The organism is Atopostipes suicloacalis DSM 15692 (genome assembly GCF_900129085.1).
Taxonomy (GTDB): Bacteria; Bacillota; Bacilli; order Lactobacillales; family Carnobacteriaceae_A; genus Atopostipes; species Atopostipes suicloacalis.
Genome location: NZ_FQUF01000038.1, coordinates 1 through 18,701 on the forward strand (window position 1 = coordinate 1; position 18,701 = coordinate 18,701).

Consider the following 18,701-nt stretch of genomic DNA (forward strand, 5'->3'; position numbering starts at 1 on the left):
GGCTCTGTTAAAGTTAGTTGTTGATAATTGATTTTAAAGAACGAATGTTCTATAATTGAACTAACTACATTAGGGTTGGTGATGATTGTGAGAGCGACTGAAATCCTTAAAGCCATTCAAAAACTAAATCCCGCAGAGAAGCACAGATTGCGTGAATATTTAATTGATGCACTAAGAGCATCAAGTTCGACTGGAACCGTTCTTCACGAAATATCTGAACGTAAGAATAAGAATGGGTATGAATGTCCTGATTGTACATCAGAACATATTGTTCGCTTCGGTAAATATACAACAATCGTTGATGGTGAAGAAGTTAAAAAGCAACGCTATCGCTGTAAGGCTTGTAAAAAGACATTTACCGACCTCACAAATACAGTTCTCTATCGAACTCGTCACCTTAACCAGTGGATTAAATTTATTGAGTGTATGATTGAAGGTTATTCTCTTCGGAAGTCTGCTAACTTAATCGGCAACATTACTCACGTCACTTTATTTTATTGGAGGCACAAACTATTATCATCGTTAAAGCAAATGGAAATACCAAATTTTGAAGGTATCGTTGAAATGGACGAGACCTATTTCTTGTACTCAGAAAAAGGACAAAGAAAAATTAAAGGTAGAAAACCTCGCAAACGTGGTGGTTCAGCAAAGAAACGTGGCATAAGTAATGAACAAGTGTGTGTATTAGTTGCAAGAGACCGTGACAAGACCACTATTTCGCAGATATTAGGTATGGGTAGATTAACGAAAGTACAGTTAGATAAAGCCATCGGGCATAAGCTTTCAAATGAAAATATACTATGCACGGATTCTTGGCGTGCATTTAAAACATATGCTGCTGAAAAGGGAATGGATATTTACCAATTCAAGTCCGATGGTAAAATTCGTACAAAGGGGCTTTACCACATCCAGAACGTGAATAATTATCATAGAAGACTAAAAGGTTGGATACAACGATTTAATGGTGTTGCGACCAAGTATTTAAACAATTACCTTGCTTGGTTTCAGGTCTTAGAAAGTATCCAACATCAAAGAAATGAAGTAACAATGAATGATTTGATAATCAGAGGGAATTTAGTACAGAATTCAGAAACTTATGATACAATTAGGTTAACTAAATTTGCTGTTTAAACAGTGTTTCTTATTCAACTAACGGGGCAGTTTAGTGGAAGAAGGATTTTTAAAAACTATATAGAAACTAACCAAGAAGGGAGGAACTTTTGAATGGTTGAAATTAAAGATTCGTGGTTTACATTACAACAAATTGATGATAAAACTTTTGCTATTAGTGAATATGGACATTGGGAAAAAGTTCATTCCTACTTATTAATTGGTGAGGAAAAAGCAGCCTTAATTGATACTGGGCTTGGAATTGATAACATAAAGAGAATTACAGACCAGCTGACAAACTTACCAATTATTGTTCTGACAACACACGTCCACTGGGATCATATTGGAAGCCACGGTGAATTTGATAATATATATGTACATAAAGATGAAGAAGATTGGCTTATAGAAGGTATCAAGGGGCTTCCCATCGAGCAAATTAGAAAAGATGTAAGTCGTGATATTACAATCCCTACTCCGAAGAGTTTTAATCCAGAAACATATATGCCATTTAAAGGGCATCCCACTGGACTTTTAAATGATGGAGATGAAATAGAGATAGGAAATAGAACATTGACTATATTCCATACTCCAGGGCATTCTCCAGGGCATATTTCAATTTTAGATAATAGCACAGGCTATTTATTTACAGGTGATTTACTTTATGATGGGACTCCAGTATATGCTTTTTTTCCTACGACAGAACCTGTTAAGTTAGTGCAATCATTAAAGAAAATAGCCAACTTATCAAATGTGACGAGGATTTATGGCGGGCATAATACAATAGGTCTTCCATCAAGTCTTTTAGCAGAAGTAAAAAATGCAGTTAAGGAACTTGAAGAAAAAGAACTGGTGAGATTTGGAACTGGAATTCATAAGTTCAAAGGTTTTAGTTTGCAGTTCTAATTATTCTTAATATACGAACGGGTGCTTATCTTAAAGAAGGATTAGCACCCTTTCTTGTTGAATAAATAAAGAACAGGGTTGTTGAATCAGGAATTACTCTAAACCAAGGGAGAAATAGTATAGATGAAGTTTATAACAAGTGATGGATTAGAATTATATTACGATAAGAGTGGAAAAGGAGTTCCTTGTGTATATCTTCACGGTGGCCCAGGTTATTGGAGTAAATCATTTCAATACTTTTCGCAAGAACTTTTAGAAGAGAAATTGGAAATGGTATATTTGGATCAAAGAGGATGTGGGCGTTCCGAACACAGCCCTACGCAAGATTATTCTTTAAATAGGTTAATAGAAGACATTGAAGAACTTAGGGAATTCATTGGGTTTCAGGAATGGTATGTGATGGGACACTCATTTGGCGGAATACTTGCAGTCAACTATGCCGAACGGTTTCCTGAAGGAACGAAAGGAATAATATTATCAAACGCAACACTTCATATGGTTGATTCTTTTGGGCATCAACTGAATAAAGGAGCAAATTTATTAGGGTTAGAAGTTAGGGATTTATCTACAGACGATATAAGTTCATTTATGGATTCCTATTTCTCTATTCTCACGCAATTGCTTGATAAAGAAGTGTATTATAAATTTCAATTTACCAATTTAGAGAACAAAAAGAGAGTAGATTTAATTGACCAATACGGATTAAATAGTGATCCTAAATTCCAACAATACGTGTTCTCTTCAGGGGAATACTTACAAGACTTCACCTCATTATCAAGCGATATTCTTAAATCAGTATTAATTATTGCTGGAGAAGATGATAATGCTGTTGGTCCAAAACATCACCAATTGTTTAACTTTCCAAACTCTAAAACAAGCGTCATAGACGGAAGCCATCACCCTTACATTGAAAACCAATTAAAATTCAGGGATGCTATCTTGAATTTTATTAAAGATTGATTTCTTATTGCACTAAATGGTGCTTTAGTTGATTAAAACATTATTATTTAATAGAACTTCCAGAAAAATGGAAGTTCTAATTTTTTACCTTATATCAACAATAAACTTTAACATAGCCTTAAATAAAAAGCCAGAGTGATATCCTCTGACTTTTATTCAAATTATGAAACATTGTCAAATTGACTATTGTATAGATCTTTATAAAATCCATTTTGAGCCATAAGGTCTTCATGACTTCCCTTTTCAATAATGTCACCATTATCCATGACTAAAATCGTATCTGCATTTTTTATAGTAGATAGTCGGTGAGCAATAACAAAAGTCGTACGTCCTTCCATTAGAGCATCCATAGCCTCTTGGATTTTTAATTCTGTTCTTGTATCTACGGAGCTTGTCGCCTCATCTAAAATCAACATAGGTCGATTGGCAATAATAGCACGTGCAATCGTTAATTGTTGTTTTTGACCTTGGGATAAGCTAACTTTTTCATCTAAAAGTGTATCATATCCTTTAGAGAGCGTTCGGACAAAGAAATCTAATCCTACCGCTTTGCTGGCTTCTATCATTTCTTTATCTGAAATATTTTGTGCATTGTAAATTAAATTTTCACGAACTGTTCCTTCAAATACCCATGTGTCTTGTAAAACCATACAAAATTGATCATGTAAATTTTCTTTTGTAATTTCTTGAGTAGATAGACCATCAATAGAAATTTCACCTCTATTTATTTCATAAAAGCGCATCAATAAATTAACGATCGTTGTTTTCCCAGCTCCCGTATGACCAACAATTGCAATTTTTTGCCCAGGATTTGCAACGGCAGAAAAATCTTTAATGACTGGGGGTTCATCTTTACCGTAACTAAATTGAACGTTGGAAAACTCTACATATCCTTTTGTATCGATGATTTCTTCTGTTTTAGCACTTTCATCTGCCATTTCTTCTGCATCTAACATGCTAAAAACACGTTCACCTGCAGCTGCTGCGGATTGTAGTGACTGTACCGATTGAGCAATCTGAGATAAAGGTTGCGTAAATAGGCGGACATACATAATAAAAGCAACAACCACACCAAAAGAAACAGTTCCATTCATCGTAAGCAAAGCACCTAAAACAGCAACCGCTACATAGCCAAAGTTCCCAATGAATGTCATAATTGGAGACATTAAACTAGATAAGGCTTGTGATTTAAAGCCACTTTCTTTAAGTTGATTGTTCATATCTGTAAATTCTTTACGGACCATTTCTTCTCCGTTATAAACTTTAACCACTGTATGCCCGGAAAAGGTTTCTTCAATTTGACCATTGATAGCCCCCAGATGATTTTGTTGTTGAACAAAATATTTTTGAGAGAATCTTGTAATAATTCCAATGGATATAAGGCCAATCGCTGTTGCTCCAATCGCTGTTAATGTCAACCAAACATTAGTTAGCAACATCATAATTAAAGTTCCTAGCATCATGGTCCCTGAAGAAATAAGGTTTTGCACACTCATGTTTAATGCTCGCCCAATCGTATCTACATCATTCGTTACTCGAGATAGTGTATCACCAACCGTTGTGTTACTAAAATAAGCCATCGGTAATCGATTTATTTTATTAGCTATATCTGCACGCAAGCTTCTTGTAATATTTTGTGTGATATTTACCATAATCCAACCTTGAAGTAAATTTAACAACCCACCAAAACCATATAGAAATAAAATTGAAAAAGCAATATTTCTTATAGCTGTCATGTCAATGCTAGTTTTCAAACCTGCACTAATTGTGTCGGTCATATCTGCTAAACGGTCAGGTCCTAGAACAGTTAAGATATTTCCTCCTGCCGCAAAAAGAATGGCTAGAAGAAGTCCTTTCCAATATCTTTGGCTATATTGAATCATTCTTTTCCAATTATCAAAAAAGTTTTCGGATGTTTTAGTGCTTTTTTGTGACGGTCTCATGCTAATTCCTCCTCTGACAATTGAGAATGAGCAATTTCTTGATAGATTTTATTGCTTTTTAATAACTCTTTATGTGTTCCTTTACCTGCAACTCGGCCATTTTCTAAAACAATAATTTGATCCACTTCTTTAATCGTCCCTACTCTTTGAGCAACAATGACCTTTGTAGCATTTGCCATTTCATTCTGTAAGGCCATTCTTAATTTACGATCTGTCTTGAAATCTAAAGCAGAAAAAGAATCATCAAAAATTAATATCTCTGGCTTGCGAGCAATCGCTCTTGCGATAGAAATTCGTTGCTTTTGCCCTCCTGAAAAATTAGAACCACCTTGAGCTACATGTGAATGATAGCCTTTTTCTAATTTTTCAATAAATTCACTAGCTTGCGCAATTTCAGCTGCTCGCCTAATATCTTCTTTAGTAGGTGTCGATTGATCATTATCCCCATAAGCAATATTTTCTTCAATATCACCAGAAAATAAAATAGCGGATTGAGTGACGAAACCAATCAGATTATTTAACGCTTTTTCTGTGTATTCTTTTACATTTTGGCCATTGACTAAAACTTCTCCTGAAGATACATCATAAAAGCGAGGAATTAAATTAACTAATGTACTCTTTCCACTACCCGTCGCTCCTATAACTGCTACCGTGTCTCCGGGTCGTGTTTTAAATGAAATATTTTCCAATGTCTTTTCTTCTGCTCCAGGATAATAAAAATCAACGTTGCGAAATTCAATTTCACCCGAGTGATTGGCTTTTCCTTTCGTTTCTTTCCCTTTAATAATGGAAGATTCCGTGTCTAATACTTCCATAATACGATCTCCTGAGACTTTTGCTTGTGGAAATACCGCAAAAACAATAACTAATATCAACAAAGACATAATAGCTTGCATGGCATAGTTTGAAAAGACGACCATTTCTGAAAATAAGACCACCTCATTACCAGACATTGTATTTTGGATGAGTATTGCGCCAATCCAATAAATAGATAAGGTTAATGCATTCATGATAATCGAAATGGAAGGTTGCATGACTGCCATTATTTTATTTACAAAAATGTTTGTATCTGTAAAATCGTCATTTACTTCTTTGAATTTATTGGTTTGATAGTCTTCAGCATTATAAGCACGGATGACTTCAATTCCTGTTAAATTTTCTCTTGTAACTAAGTTTAATCGGTCTGTCAGTTTCTGGCGTAATTTGAATTTAGGAATGACAAAATACATTGAAACTCCGATTAATGCAAATAAAATAAGAGCTGCAACAATTGTAGAAAAAGTCCAAGCCCATTGTGTATTTGAGATTCGAATAACTGCCCAAATAGCCATAATTGGTGCTCGAACGAGCATTTGTAGCCCCATGACTAAGAACACTTGAATTTGAGTCACATCGTTAGTGGAGCGTGTGATCAAGCTAGCTTTTGAAAAACCTCCTATATCTTCCATAGATAAAGAGATTACTTTATTAAACAATAAATCTCGAAGTGTTGCTGAAAAATTTGCTGAGATATTGGCAATCAAAACGGCAACGATTATTGAAAGAACTAAACTACCTAAGGCCGCTGAAAGCATTAAACCACCAACAGATAATATATTGTTTAATTCACTTCCTGGTGTTTGAATAAGAATTGTAATGGATTGCATATAGGCTGGCAGCTGTAGTTCTAGCCAAACTTGTCCAATAATAAAAGTTAAAACAAGAAACATAAAGAACTTATCTCGTTTTGTTAAATTTCTAAATAATTTAAGCATAAATAATCTCCCAACTTTTTGTACTGTACCAATAATAAGATTTTCATCAGTTATAATCAATCCAGTTGTCAAAACATCCATTTTTATTATATTCATATTACTTTAATTACTCAATAAATAGACTTCTAAACTTAAACTATGTAGACATTCTTTCTAATAAATCCATAAACAGAGCCTTTTAATTCGCATCAATTGATTTAAAACGAATTAAGAATTATGATGAGCCTGTAAAATCAATATGCAAAAGTCAACTAAACTATGGAAAGGAATATCTATATGAGCTAAAAAATAAAAGCATGTTTAGCTGCGTTAAAGGTTATAGAAAGTTGGGGAGTCAAACATATCTACGGACTTCCAGCAGGTTCGTTGAATGCAGAAATGGATATGTTATATGAAGAAAAAAGTAATATAGAGTTTATTCAGGTACGTCATGAAGAAGTTGGTGCACTTGCAGCATCTATGCAACCAAAATTTTCTGGGAATATCGGGGTAGTTTTAGGCTCAGGTGGACCCGGCGCTACACATTTAATGAATGGTTTATATGATGCTCGTGAAGATGGTGTACCCATGCTTGCCATTATTGGAACTCGCCCTCAAAAAGAATTAAACTTAGATGGTTTCCAAGAGCTAAGTCAAAACCCTATTTACTCAGATGTATCAGAATATAATGTTCGGGTTGCTTATGCTGAACAGTTACCAAAGATTATTGATCGAGCGATTCGTGAAGCTATAACAAAAGGTGGGATTGCTACGATTGAAGTTCCCGTAGATTTTGGCTGGGAAGAAATTGATAATGCTTCATGGTACTCTTCTGCAAATGGCTATCGAAAACCGAATAAGCCACCTATAGATGAAAAAGATATCGATAAAGCTGTGTCTTTATTAGAAGATGCAAAACGTCCTGTTATTTATGCAGGTATTGGTACTCGGGGACACGGAGAAGATGTTATAGCATTAGCAGAAAAACTCAAAGCTCCAGTTGCCGTAACAGGAAAAAACTATGATACCTTTGATTTTGATTATGAGGGGCTTATTGGCTCAACCTGGCGCGTTGGATGGAAATCTGCAAATGAAATTATTGAAGAAGCAGATACTATATTATTTGCAGGTAGTGATTTCCCTTTTGCTGAATCTACTGGTGTTTTTGAAGGAAAGAAATTTATTCAAATTGATATTGATGCTTCTCGTTTAGGTAAAAGACGTTCTGTTGATGCGGCTATTTTAGGCGATGCAGCTGAAGCTATACGTAAGATTACAGAGAAGATTGAACAAAAAGATGAAAGTTCTTGGTATCGTGCATGTTTAGCAAATAATAGAAATTGGCGTGAATATATGAATAGACTTGAAATCAAAAAAGAAGGCGACTTACAAGCCTATCAAATTTTTAATGCTGTAAATCGTTATGCAAATGAAAACGCCATATATTCAATTGATGTAGGGAATGTTACTCAAAATTCTGTTCGACATCTTCATTTAACACCAAAGAACTTATGGCGAACCTCACCAAAATTTGCAACGATGGGATGTGGTTTACCAGGTGCATTAGCTGCAAAACTTGAATTTCCTGATCGTCAAACTTGGAATTTATCCGGTGATGGTGGATTTGGTATGGTGATGCAAGATGTCGTTACTTTTGTTCAACATAAACTACCGAGTATTCATGTAGTCTTTTCAAATATGATGTTTGGTTTTATAAAAAGAGAACAAGAAGAAACCAACGAACATTTATATTTTGGTGTTGATTTTACAGAACCGGTTGACTACGCTAAAATAGCTGAAGCGCAAGGAGCAGTTGGTTATACTATAAATTCAATTGATGAGATTGACGAAGTCTTTGCTAAAGCAATGGAAGCTGAAAAAGCAGGGAAAGTAGTTGTCATCGATGCAAATATTACGAATGAACAACCTATCCCAGTTGAAGCTTTACGATTAGATACAAAATATTATTCTAAAGAAGAAGTAAAAGCATATAAAGATCGTTTTGAAGCATGGGATTTAAAACCTTTCCGCAAATTCTTAGAAGAAGAAGGTTTAAGCTCAATCAAAGAATAGAGAACAAAATAAAAAGTTGGCAGTGTACTTTAATCTCTGCCAACTTTTTAAATTTTCTATTCCTATCCAAATTTACGGTAAAAATAATAAGAAGCGCCCAGTGGAATCAGAACTAAGATGATGATAATTGCGATAAATAGCCAGGCAATAGCTTGGACAGGTAAAAAAGTACTTAGCAAAACAACTATTCCTCCAAGCACCCAAACTTTCCCGGTGAAGCGATGAGTTAAGTACCAGACTTTCTCAGAAGCTAAGGTCCAACTTGTTTTAATGCCGACAAAATAATTATGTTTAAATTTAGGCATGATATTTCCTAAAAAGATAAACATAATACCCATTATAATTGGCATAATTCGAGTAATATTTAATTCATAACCAAAAGTATAAGCAATCGTAAATAGTTGCATACCACCCATTAGCAGTCCCACAAAAAACATCATATTATAATATTGAGATTCAAATTTTTGATAAGAATCAGATTTTGGATCAATTTTACGAAGTCCCTCTGCTAATAAAATCATGAGAAAGTTGATAGCTGGTGCTAAAAATATCGTCCATCGACTTCCATATCGATCTACTTCTCCCAAGGTATTAAAGTGTAATGGAATTTTTCCAGAAAGTTTAGGAAAAACAATAATTCCTACAATCAAAGTGATTAAAAATACAATCCAAATTTTCCGATTGTATTGGTGAAATAGTTTCTTCATTTCGCTTCGTCCTTTCCGATAATACCAGCTAACCACTGCATCGCTTCTTCTACTACCGAGGTATTTAACTCATAATAAATATATTTTCCCTTTTTTGTATCGCTCACTAATCCCGCTTCCTTTAATATCGAAAGATGCCGCGAAATTGTCGCTCCAGTTACATCAAATTTGTTTACGATTTCCCCTGCCGTCATACGACCCGGTTTTAATATTTCTAGGATGTTTCTCCTTGTTGGATCAGATAGAGCTTTAAACGTTTCTTGAAACCTCAATTCGCTCTCCTCTTTTCAAATAGTATAAATCATATTATCATTTAGTCATTTAGCTAAATAAGTAAATACAGTATATCAAAATGAGCACTAATTGTCATTTTTAATTTATTGGTTGAAACCGTTTTAATAGATAAAAATCCTGACTGATGATATTCTAAATCTGTACAAAAATATAAATAGGAGTTGTTATTGATGGAAAATAATAATCTACGAGACCCACGTAAAATGTATTACACTGGAGAATTCCCCGATCAAGAACAAGATACTCCGGCTTTACAAGATGAAATGAAACCAAAGCCCGATTGTGGAGAGGAAAATTATCAAGGATATGGCCGACTGAAAGGACGTAACGCTTTAATTACTGGTGGAGATTCAGGAATTGGTCGTGCAGTAGCTATCGCTTATGCACGTGAAGGAGCCAATGTAGCCATTCAATTTTTTCCTGGTGAAGAAAAAGACGCCGAGGAAGTCAAAAAATTAATCGAAGATGAAGGAAAGAAAGCTTTACTCCTCCCTTATGATTTACGGAAAGATTACGCAGCGACTGAAATTGTTGAAAAAACGATTGATGAATTTAAAGCTTTGGATATTTTAGTCTTAAATGCTGGTCAACAAATTTCTCATACTAAATTGAGTGATTTACCAATGAAGCAAGTAGAGGATACGTTTAAAGTAAATATTATTAGTATGTTTGAAACAGTAAAAGCTGCGGAAAAGCACTTAAAACCTGGTAGTGCAATTGTAACGACCACCTCTATTCAATCCTTTGATCCTAGTTCCCATATCATTGATTATGCGGCAACCAAAGGAGCCATTACTAACTTTACCATTACTTTATCTAGTATTTTTGCAAATAAAGGTGTTCGCGTAAACGGTGTAGCTCCAGGACCAATTTGGACACCTATCCAAATGGACCAAGGACAACCTGAAGGAGCTATTCCAGATTTCGGAAAAAATAGTCCCCTTGGAAGAGCTGGACAACCAGTGGAACTCGCTCCGGTCTATGTACTCTTAGCTTCTGATGAAGGAAGCTACATTACTGGACAAATCTATGGAGTAACGGGTGGACAAACGATTAATCCATAAAATACATCATTTAAATTAAAAAAGCTGGAGATTTTCCAGCTTTTTTGTTCTTTTAAATTATCTATTTAATTCTTTTTCATCTGGTTTATGCTTTTTAGATTTTTCTTTATCTAATTTCAGCTTGCCATCTTGCATATAATACACTTTGTCACAATAGCCAATGAGCCGCTCGTCATGAGTGACCATAATCGTAGCTTTCTCTTTATTTTTAGTTTCACTCGCTAAAATTTCCACAACCTCAATTGCACGCTCTGTATCTAAGCTTGCTGTTGGTTCATCCGCTAAGATGACAGAAGGATCATGAAATAAGGCACGTGCAATTGCTACCCTTTGTCGCTCTCCTCCAGATAGATCTTTAGGGTATTTATTTCTTAATTTTGATATTTTCAGTGATTCAAATAAGTCATTTACCAGTTCTTCTTCATAATCACTCTTCGTTACTTTGTTAACTAAACGCATTTGATCTTCTATCTTTAAAAAAGGAACTAAATTCGAAGCTTGTAGTATAAAACCTATTTCTTTAAAACGTAATTTCGTTCGACTCTCATCAGATTCTTCGCTAAATTTATTTCCATTGATTAAAACCTTCCCCTCTGAAGGTTGTTGCAGGCCTCCAAGAATAGTTAATAAAGTACTTTTTCCAGATCCACTGGGCCCGATAACGGCTACAAACTCGCTTGCTTCTACAGAAAAATTAGTTTTTTCTAGTGCTGTTATTCTTTGGCTACCATCTGTAAAAACTTTCGATATTTTTTCAGCTTCAATTAATTTCATGATTTACCTCCTAATCAATCGCATCTAGTGGATCGATTTTGATAACGGTCCGGACAGAGAAAAAGGCACCTGATACCGCAAATAAAATGATCAGCAAAGTAATAATTAATAAAAATAGGCCATTATTTTTAAAAGGAACAACAGCTGGTAAGAAATATGCAGTAACTAAAGTACTCACTAAACCAGTAAACGTACCGATCACCGCCAACAGCAGAGTTTGCATGATAACATAACTACCAATATATTTTGTGGGAATTCCCTGAGCCTTCATTACCCCAAACATACTTGATTTTTGGACCGTTAAAACATACATAAAAATTCCTATAACAATGGCTGCAATAACAATTAAAAAACCAATCATAAGACCAAAAGTTAATAATTGAGCGGTATAACCAGGGATTTCTGATATATAGTCTTTAATCGAGTAAACGACTAAATCATCGTTTTCACTCTTAATCGAATCAATGGAATCATTTCGAAGAACTAAAGCACTAATTCTTCCCTCTTCTGAATCATCAATCGTTTCAAAGCGTACATCTTGATATGTAGAAATTGTCGTATATAAAACAGGAGCTACATTGAATTTTGCCTCTTCTGTGAAGCCGACTACTTCAACTGTAATATCAGAACCAGCTAACTTAAGCTCATCTCCGATATTTATATTTTTTTCTTCCTGTAGACTGCTATCTGCTACGACTTCATAATCCTCTGTAAATTTCTCTCCTTCAGTTACTTCTGGCATGATAAATTCATCTGGATTAATTCCAAAGAATGTTACATTTATTTTGGCTTCTTCACTTGTTTCTCCTTCTTTACGTATAACGTTCGGAGCTTGTCCCAAAACAGCTACATCATCTGCCGTAATATCATCTTTTACTTTCAAAGGCATCATCGACATATTAATGTTAGCATTCGAGTCATCCGTCAAAACAATCGCATCGGCTTCCCACTTATCGACACTTGTTCGGTTGTCTTGCGATAGACCATAAGCTAAACCAGTCAAAAAATAAACAAGATAACTGACTAAGAACATTACTCCTATAATTAAAGCGAAACGTGTTTTAGAATATTTTATTTCATTCCAAGCTAAAAACATATAGCCACCTCTCTATAATCGTATTTACTATTTATTAAAGAGTATACTATAGTTTGTTCTAAAATGTATTATGTAACGAATGCTTCTTTTAACTTATCGTAAAAAAGAGAAGCCTCAATAGCTTCTCTTTTTAAATCTAAATTTTATCCTTTTATATTGGTTAAATCTTCCCCATTTGATTCAATTACATTTTTATACCAATCAAAAGATTTTTTCTTAGAACGGTCAAGTGTTCCATTTCCTTCGTCATCACGGTCTACATAGACAAAACCATAACGTTTTGACATTTCACCAGTACTTGCTGAAACTAGGTCAATAGCTCCCCAAGTTGTGTATCCAATTAATTCAACACCATCTAATTCAACCGCATTTTTCATCTCTTGAATATGTGCTTGTAAATAATCAATACGGTAATCGTCAATAATATTTCCGTTTTCATTTGGTGTATCTACTGCTCCCAAGCCATTTTCAACCACAAATAGTGGTTTTTGGTAACGGTCATACATCTCATTCATTGTAATACGGAAACCTAATGGATCAATTTGCCATCCCCACTCACTTGCTTCAAGGTACGGATTTTTTAGTGTTCCCATTACGTTACCTTCTGTTTTACCTTGACTTTCAAGGTTATCAGGATGAGCGGCTAATTTTGAAGAATAATATGAAAATGAAATATAATCCACTGTATTTTCTTTTAAAAGTTCTTTATCTCCTTCTTCAAATGGTATTTCAATACCTTGACGCTCTAAATATTTAAGTGCATAATTTGGATATTCTCCTCGTGATTGAACGTCAACAAAGAAATAGCTGTTTTGATTTGCAATTTGTGCTTCACGAACATCTTTTGGATCAGGAGTGTTTGGATAAGCAACACCAGCTGCTAACATGCATCCGATTTGGAAATCTGGATTAATTTCTTTTGCAATCTTTGTAGCTGAAGCACTAGCTACCATTTCATGATGGGCTGCAATATATTTAATCTCTTCTTGATTTTCGCCCTCTTCAAAAACAAGGCCTGCTCCCATAAATGGTAAATGCATAATCATATTGATTTCGTTAAATGTAATCCAATATGTAACTAAGTCTTTATAGCGTGTAAATAACACACGGACTAATTTTTCGTAAAAACCAACAAGTTTACGATTTCGCCATCCGCCATATTCTTCAATTAAATGAACCGGCATGTCAAAGTGAGTAATGGTTACAAGAGGCTCAATATCGTGCTTACGTAATTCTTTGAATACATTCTCGTAAAATTGTAAACCTTCCTCATTTGGTTCATTTTCATCACCATTAGGGAAAATTCTTGTCCAAGCAATACTAATTCGAAATGTTTTAAATCCCATCTCAGCGATTAAAGCAATATCTTCTTTATAACGGTGATAGAAATCTACACCTGTTTTAGCTGGATAATAATGCTCATTATCAAAATCTAAATGTTTCATTTGTCCTGCAATGATTGGATAGCGATCTTCACCATGAGGCACTACATCAACGTTCGCTAAACCTCGACCACCTTCATTGTATCCACCCTCATATTGATTAGCAGCTGTAGCGCCACCCCATAAAAAGTCTTTTGGAAAAACCATTTTATTCCTCCTATTTTAAAAAAACTCGTAAACTTCAATTTTTAATGAATTTTCACATAAATTAATTATAGTATTCTGTTACCAAGGTGTCAAAACATAACAACACTATAATTTCTCTTATTTTCATATAGATTCTTTAAAAGTTATGACTGTAAATTTTCTCCATTGCTTTCTATAACTTCTTTATACCAATAGAAAGATTTTTTCTTGTATCGTTTAAACGTTCCTGTACCATCATCATTACGATCAACATAGATGTAACCATAGCGTTTACTCATTTCTGCAGTTGATGCACTAACTAAATCAATACAGCCCCAAGATGTGTAACCCATTATTTCAACACCATCTTCGATTGCTTCTCCTACTTGAATCAAGTGATCATTCAAATATTTAATCCGATAATCATCTTCAACTGTTAATTCTCCGTCTGGACCTTCAACTAGTTGGTCTTTCGCTCCTAGCCCATTTTCAACAATAAATAACGGTAACTGATAACGATCGTAGAAATCATTCAGAACAAGTCTTAATCCAATTGGATCTACTTGCCATCCCCATTCTGAAGCTTCTAAATAAGGATTAGGAACTCCTCCTAAAATATTTCCGCTGGATGTCTCATATTTGTCTGGTTCAGAAGTTGCGGTAGTACTCATATAGTAACTAAACGAAATAAAGTCAACAGTATTTTCAGCTAGAAGCTTTTCATCCCCCTCAGCAAATTTAATTTCAATGTCATTTTCTTTAAAAAAACGTTTAATATAATTTGGATATTTACCACGTGCATGAATATCTGAGAACAAATAGTTTTGATTCTCAAAATGACGTGATGCCAAAACATCTTTTGGATTAGGCGTCATTGGATAAGCTGGCATAGAAATAATCATACAACCAATCTGAAAATTTGGATTAATCTCATGACCAATTTTTGTTACTGAAGCAGAGGCTACTAATTCATGATGAATCGCTTGATATAAATCTTGTTGTGATAATTCTTCGGGAGGAGTCAAAATTCCACCACTCATGAATGGTGCATGTAGAACAGAATTTACCTCATTAAATGTTAGCCAATATTTAACTTTGTCTTTATATCGAGTAAAGACTGTACGAGCATAATTTTCGAAAAATCCGATCAGTTCACGATTCGTCCAACCATCATATTCTTTAGCCAAATGTAGTGGGGTTTCATAATGCGACAATGTCACAAGTGGTTCAATATCATATTTATGCAATTCATCAAATAAGTCATCATAAAATTGAAGTCCTGCTTCATTTGGTACTGTTTCATCTCCATTTGGAAAAATACGCGCCCATGCAATAGAGGTACGATATACCTTAAAGCCCATTTCAGCAAATAATTTAATATCATCTTTATAATGATGATAAAAATCAATCCCTTCTAACTTTAAGTTATCTGGAGTTGGTTCCTCTGTAATGGGTCCGAAGCCTCCTTTAGGTGTTACGTCCTGAACTGTCAAACCTTTTCCATCTATATTGTACGCACCTTCGTATTGATTAGCAGCTGTAGCGCCACCCCATAAAAAGTTTTTTGGAAAACCCATTTTGTTCCTCCTATTTTTTAAGCTCATAAAGTTTCTATTTAAATGAGTTTCTATATGGTTAATTGTAGGGTTTTACCCCTCGATAAAAAATTCTTGTTTATGAACATCTATTGACTCATTCAATCACTTTTCTATACTATCTAAAAAAATGCATAATAAGGAAGGAGACACATCATTTGATAATTAATGTATCTCTTAAAAAGGCTTCCTTATCTTACGGATGTCAACAGGTAATCTCCTTGTTCAACAGAGGATTCATTTGTAAATAATATATCTTCAAAATCGCTACTATTTGTAACAACAACTGGAGTTTGAACCGAGAATCCTTTTTCTTTGATGAAATCAATATCAAAAGAAACAAGTTTTTGTCCGGCTTCTACTACATCGTTTGTTTCGACAAACTTCTCAAAACCTTCACCATTAAGTTCTACCGTATCAAGACCAATATGAATCAAGATTTCACTTCCTCCATCGGTCGTTGAACCAATTGCATGTCCTGTAGGGAAAATAGTTGTAACAGTAGCGTTTGCTGGCGCATAGATAACACCTTCTGTCGGGTTAATAGCAATTGCTTTACCCATTGCTCCGCTCGCAAAGACTTCATCTTCAATATCTTCTTGTCTAACAATATTTCCAGTTAGTGGACTAGCCACTATGTCTTGTTTTGCTGATTCATGTATCTCTTGTGTTGATGCCTCTTTATTAGTTTCTGGAGTGGCCTCTTTAACACCGGATGGTACTGTCTCTGGTTCTTCCTCGTCTTGAATTTCTGGAATACCTACTAACATAGCTGCAATGAATCCAGCAAGAGATAGTCCAATCATAGCAATAATAGCATGCCAGAAGTTCATTGTGATTCCATCAGTTGGATGGATAAATGTTGGAAGTCCGAAAATTCCTAACCCACCCAAAGTAAATTGTTCGAGCCCTACTACGCCTGCATAAGCACCAAAAAGAATGTTAATTCCTATAGCGATTGCAAATAGTTTTTTCATTGGTAACATCAAGCCATAAATTGCTGGTTCAGTAATTCCAAATAAAGCTGGAAGACTAGAAGAAGCACTTAATTCTTTGGTTTTCTTTTCTTTTGAACGGATAGCAATAGCGATTAACATACCAAAAATGGCAAATGTAGACAATGTTACTTGAGCAAATAGTGTGGAGCTTCCTAGTTCTGTAAACTGTAGAAATCCAATAGGGATAATTCCCCAATGCAAACCAAAAATAACCAATAACTGCCAAGAACCTGTTAAAAGTCCTCCAAATAGTAACGGACTAACGCCATTTAGCCAAGTAAATAATGCACCAATCAAGCTGGATGCCCAAGTAGCTACTGGACCAATAATTAATAATGAAATAGGTGTTGCAATCAATATAGTAAATACAGGGACAAAAGTACCTGCAACTATTCCTGGCATCCAAGATTTTACCCATTTATCAATTTTAGAAGCAAACCAAATGGCTAAAATGATTGGAATAACACTTTGATAATAATTGCCAGCTGGTGGTAAAATGATCGGAAACCCTAGAAATGTTGTGTGAATAACAGATTCAAATGGACTTCCCGCAAACAAGGTATATAGTGCATCACCGGATACCAAGGTTGCTAGATCAGGATGTAAGAAGGCGGCAGCAATTGCAAGCCCAACAAATTGATTTAATTTGAAACGTCGTGCAGCTGTAATAGCTAGTGCAAAAGGTAGATATTGAAAGAACCCGTCTCCTACAACATTTAATAACGCATAGACTCCATTTGTTTCTGGAACCCCAAATGCCCCTATTATTGCAACAAGACCTTTAATAATTCCAATTCCTGCAAGTGCTCCCATAAAAGGTTGGAATAAACCTGAAACAGTATCCATTAAACGATCAAATACAGATAGATCACTATTGTCCGGTTCAGATCCACCACTATTTTCTCCAATATTAGAAATTTCTGTAATAGCTTCATATACATTATTAACTTCATTTCCAATAACAACTTGGTATTGTCCTCCACTTTGGACAACGGTTACTACACCATCACGTTTCTTTAAATAATCGGTGTTTGCTTTGCTTTCGTCTTTTAAATTAAAACGTAAACGTGTAATACAGTGACGTAAGCCTGTAACGTTCGCTTCCCCACCGACATTTTTGATAATATCACGAGCTAGTTCTTCATACTTATTATTTGCCATTTTGATCTCCTATCTTCTTCGTTTGTTGTTCTGACATAATACGTTCGATATGGATTGTCAGATATACTTGTTCATCTTCTCTCATTTCAAAATGATGAGTTGCTTTCACATAATGTTTAATCCTGTTTACGCATTCAAAAGCCTTTGGATAAGAAGCTTGGATTTGTTCATAAAGAAAAGAATCTGTTCCTCCTTGTTGATCTCCAAACACCACTCGATGTGCAAAATATTGGATATGTGTCAAGAAACGAGCATAGGATATTGATTTTTCATCAAAATTTTCTCCATAATAAATACGAATAACATTCAAAATATTATGCACAATTTCTGTTACTTTAATGGTTTGTCCTATTAAATATCCTTCTTTTTTGTCAAGTCCATAATCTTGTGTAAAATAGTAGACAATGTGATTAACGCTGGTTGTTCAATAATCTAACAAAGTAATGAGCCTTGATAATGAGCTTCGGTCTGCTAGTCTTGTGACAGGCTGGCCTGATCGGCCGCACAGACAAAAAGGCAGACCGAAGGAGGCTCGTTGTCAAGGCCTCATGGGATTAATCTTCCAATGAAATATATTTTCTATTAGACCCTACCCATTCCTCATGTTTATCCATTAAAACAGCACCAATCAAACGATTGGCAGAGTCTTGGTTAGGAAAAATACGAATGATATTTTCACGGCGTCGCACTTCCTCGTTTAGTCTTTCCAGTACGTTTGTACT

The 18,701-nt window shown here is 34.9% G+C and carries 16 protein-coding genes; 5 read left to right on the forward strand and 11 right to left on the reverse strand.

Annotation, left to right across the window (positions count from 1 at the left end):
• Positions 1-87 precede the first annotated feature (87 nt).
• The 3 genes from BUB96_RS09520 (at position 88) to BUB96_RS09530 (ending at position 2,973) form a co-directional block, all read left to right on the forward strand.
• Positions 88-1,131: an IS1595-like element ISBsp6 family transposase gene (locus BUB96_RS09520; protein ID WP_076611814.1), complete on the forward strand. Its 1,044-nt coding sequence runs from the start codon at positions 88-90 to the stop codon at positions 1,129-1,131.
• A gap of 93 nt (positions 1,132-1,224) precedes the next feature.
• Positions 1,225-2,013: an MBL fold metallo-hydrolase gene (locus BUB96_RS09525; RefSeq protein WP_073294274.1), complete on the forward strand. Its 789-nt coding sequence runs from the start codon at positions 1,225-1,227 to the stop codon at positions 2,011-2,013.
• A 123-nt stretch (positions 2,014-2,136) separates the two neighbouring features.
• Positions 2,137-2,973 carry an alpha/beta fold hydrolase gene (locus BUB96_RS09530; RefSeq protein ID WP_073294277.1) on the forward strand — a complete coding sequence of 279 codons (837 nt, stop codon included), beginning with the start codon at positions 2,137-2,139 and terminating at the stop codon, positions 2,971-2,973.
• Positions 2,974-3,134: 161 nt separating this feature from the next.
• Here BUB96_RS09530 and BUB96_RS09535 read toward each other — a convergent pair whose 3' ends face one another.
• Positions 3,135-4,916 (reverse strand): ABC transporter ATP-binding protein, encoded by a 1,782-nt coding sequence (locus tag BUB96_RS09535; protein ID WP_073298610.1) that lies wholly within the window; start codon positions 4,914-4,916, stop codon positions 3,135-3,137.
• Positions 4,913-6,766 carry an ABC transporter ATP-binding protein gene (locus tag BUB96_RS09540; RefSeq protein WP_327020787.1) on the reverse strand — a complete coding sequence of 618 codons (1,854 nt, stop codon included), beginning with the start codon at positions 6,764-6,766 and terminating at the stop codon, positions 4,913-4,915. Before BUB96_RS09540 ends, BUB96_RS09535 begins: the two co-directional genes overlap by 4 nt.
• Before the next feature lie 192 nt (positions 6,767-6,958).
• Here BUB96_RS09540 and spxB point away from each other — a divergent pair, with 192 nt between their 5' ends.
• A complete protein-coding gene (gene spxB / locus BUB96_RS09545; RefSeq protein ID WP_073298611.1) occupies positions 6,959-8,722 on the forward strand; it encodes a pyruvate oxidase in 1,764 nt (587 codons plus the stop codon).
• Between the two features lie 62 nt (positions 8,723-8,784).
• Here spxB and BUB96_RS09550 read toward each other — a convergent pair whose 3' ends face one another.
• Together BUB96_RS09550 and BUB96_RS09555 are read right to left on the reverse strand one after the other, a co-directional pair.
• Positions 8,785-9,429, reverse strand: coding sequence for an SdpI family protein (locus tag BUB96_RS09550; protein WP_073298612.1), 645 nt, complete (start codon positions 9,427-9,429; stop codon positions 8,785-8,787).
• On the reverse strand, positions 9,426-9,701 hold the full coding sequence (locus tag BUB96_RS09555; RefSeq protein ID WP_073298613.1) for an autorepressor SdpR family transcription factor: 276 nt from the start codon (positions 9,699-9,701) through the stop codon (positions 9,426-9,428). Before BUB96_RS09555 ends, BUB96_RS09550 begins: the two co-directional genes overlap by 4 nt.
• Before the next feature lie 192 nt (positions 9,702-9,893).
• On the opposite strand from BUB96_RS09555, the gene BUB96_RS09560 reads away from it, so the two are divergent.
• Positions 9,894-10,787, forward strand: coding sequence for an SDR family oxidoreductase (locus BUB96_RS09560; RefSeq protein ID WP_073298614.1), 894 nt, complete (start codon positions 9,894-9,896; stop codon positions 10,785-10,787).
• Between the two features lie 57 nt (positions 10,788-10,844).
• Here the strand turns inward: BUB96_RS09560 and BUB96_RS09565 are convergent, their stop codons facing one another.
• From BUB96_RS09565 to BUB96_RS09595, 7 genes are all read right to left on the reverse strand, one after another.
• Positions 10,845-11,561, reverse strand: coding sequence for an ABC transporter ATP-binding protein (locus tag BUB96_RS09565; RefSeq protein ID WP_073298615.1), 717 nt, complete (start codon positions 11,559-11,561; stop codon positions 10,845-10,847).
• Between the two features lie 10 nt (positions 11,562-11,571).
• Positions 11,572-12,657 (reverse strand): ABC transporter permease, encoded by a 1,086-nt coding sequence (locus tag BUB96_RS09570; RefSeq protein ID WP_073298616.1) that lies wholly within the window; start codon positions 12,655-12,657, stop codon positions 11,572-11,574.
• A gap of 143 nt (positions 12,658-12,800) precedes the next feature.
• Positions 12,801-14,246, reverse strand: a complete 1,446-nt coding sequence (locus tag BUB96_RS09575; protein WP_073298617.1) for a 6-phospho-beta-glucosidase — start codon at positions 14,244-14,246, stop codon at positions 12,801-12,803.
• A 143-nt stretch (positions 14,247-14,389) separates the two neighbouring features.
• Entirely contained in the window at positions 14,390-15,802 is a 1,413-nt protein-coding gene (locus BUB96_RS09580) for a glycoside hydrolase family 1 protein (RefSeq protein ID WP_073298618.1), read from the reverse strand.
• 209 nt (positions 15,803-16,011) lie between these two features.
• Positions 16,012-17,979 carry a beta-glucoside-specific PTS transporter subunit IIABC gene (locus BUB96_RS09585; protein WP_073298619.1) on the reverse strand — a complete coding sequence of 656 codons (1,968 nt, stop codon included), beginning with the start codon at positions 17,977-17,979 and terminating at the stop codon, positions 16,012-16,014.
• Positions 17,969-18,301: a PRD domain-containing protein gene (locus BUB96_RS09590; protein WP_073298620.1), complete on the reverse strand. Its 333-nt coding sequence runs from the start codon at positions 18,299-18,301 to the stop codon at positions 17,969-17,971. The genes BUB96_RS09585 and BUB96_RS09590 overlap by 11 nt, the downstream gene beginning before the upstream one ends.
• Positions 18,302-18,533: 232 nt before the next feature.
• Positions 18,534-18,701: transposase (locus tag BUB96_RS09595; protein ID WP_200789078.1), on the reverse strand; the 168-nt coding region annotated here is incomplete at its 5' end.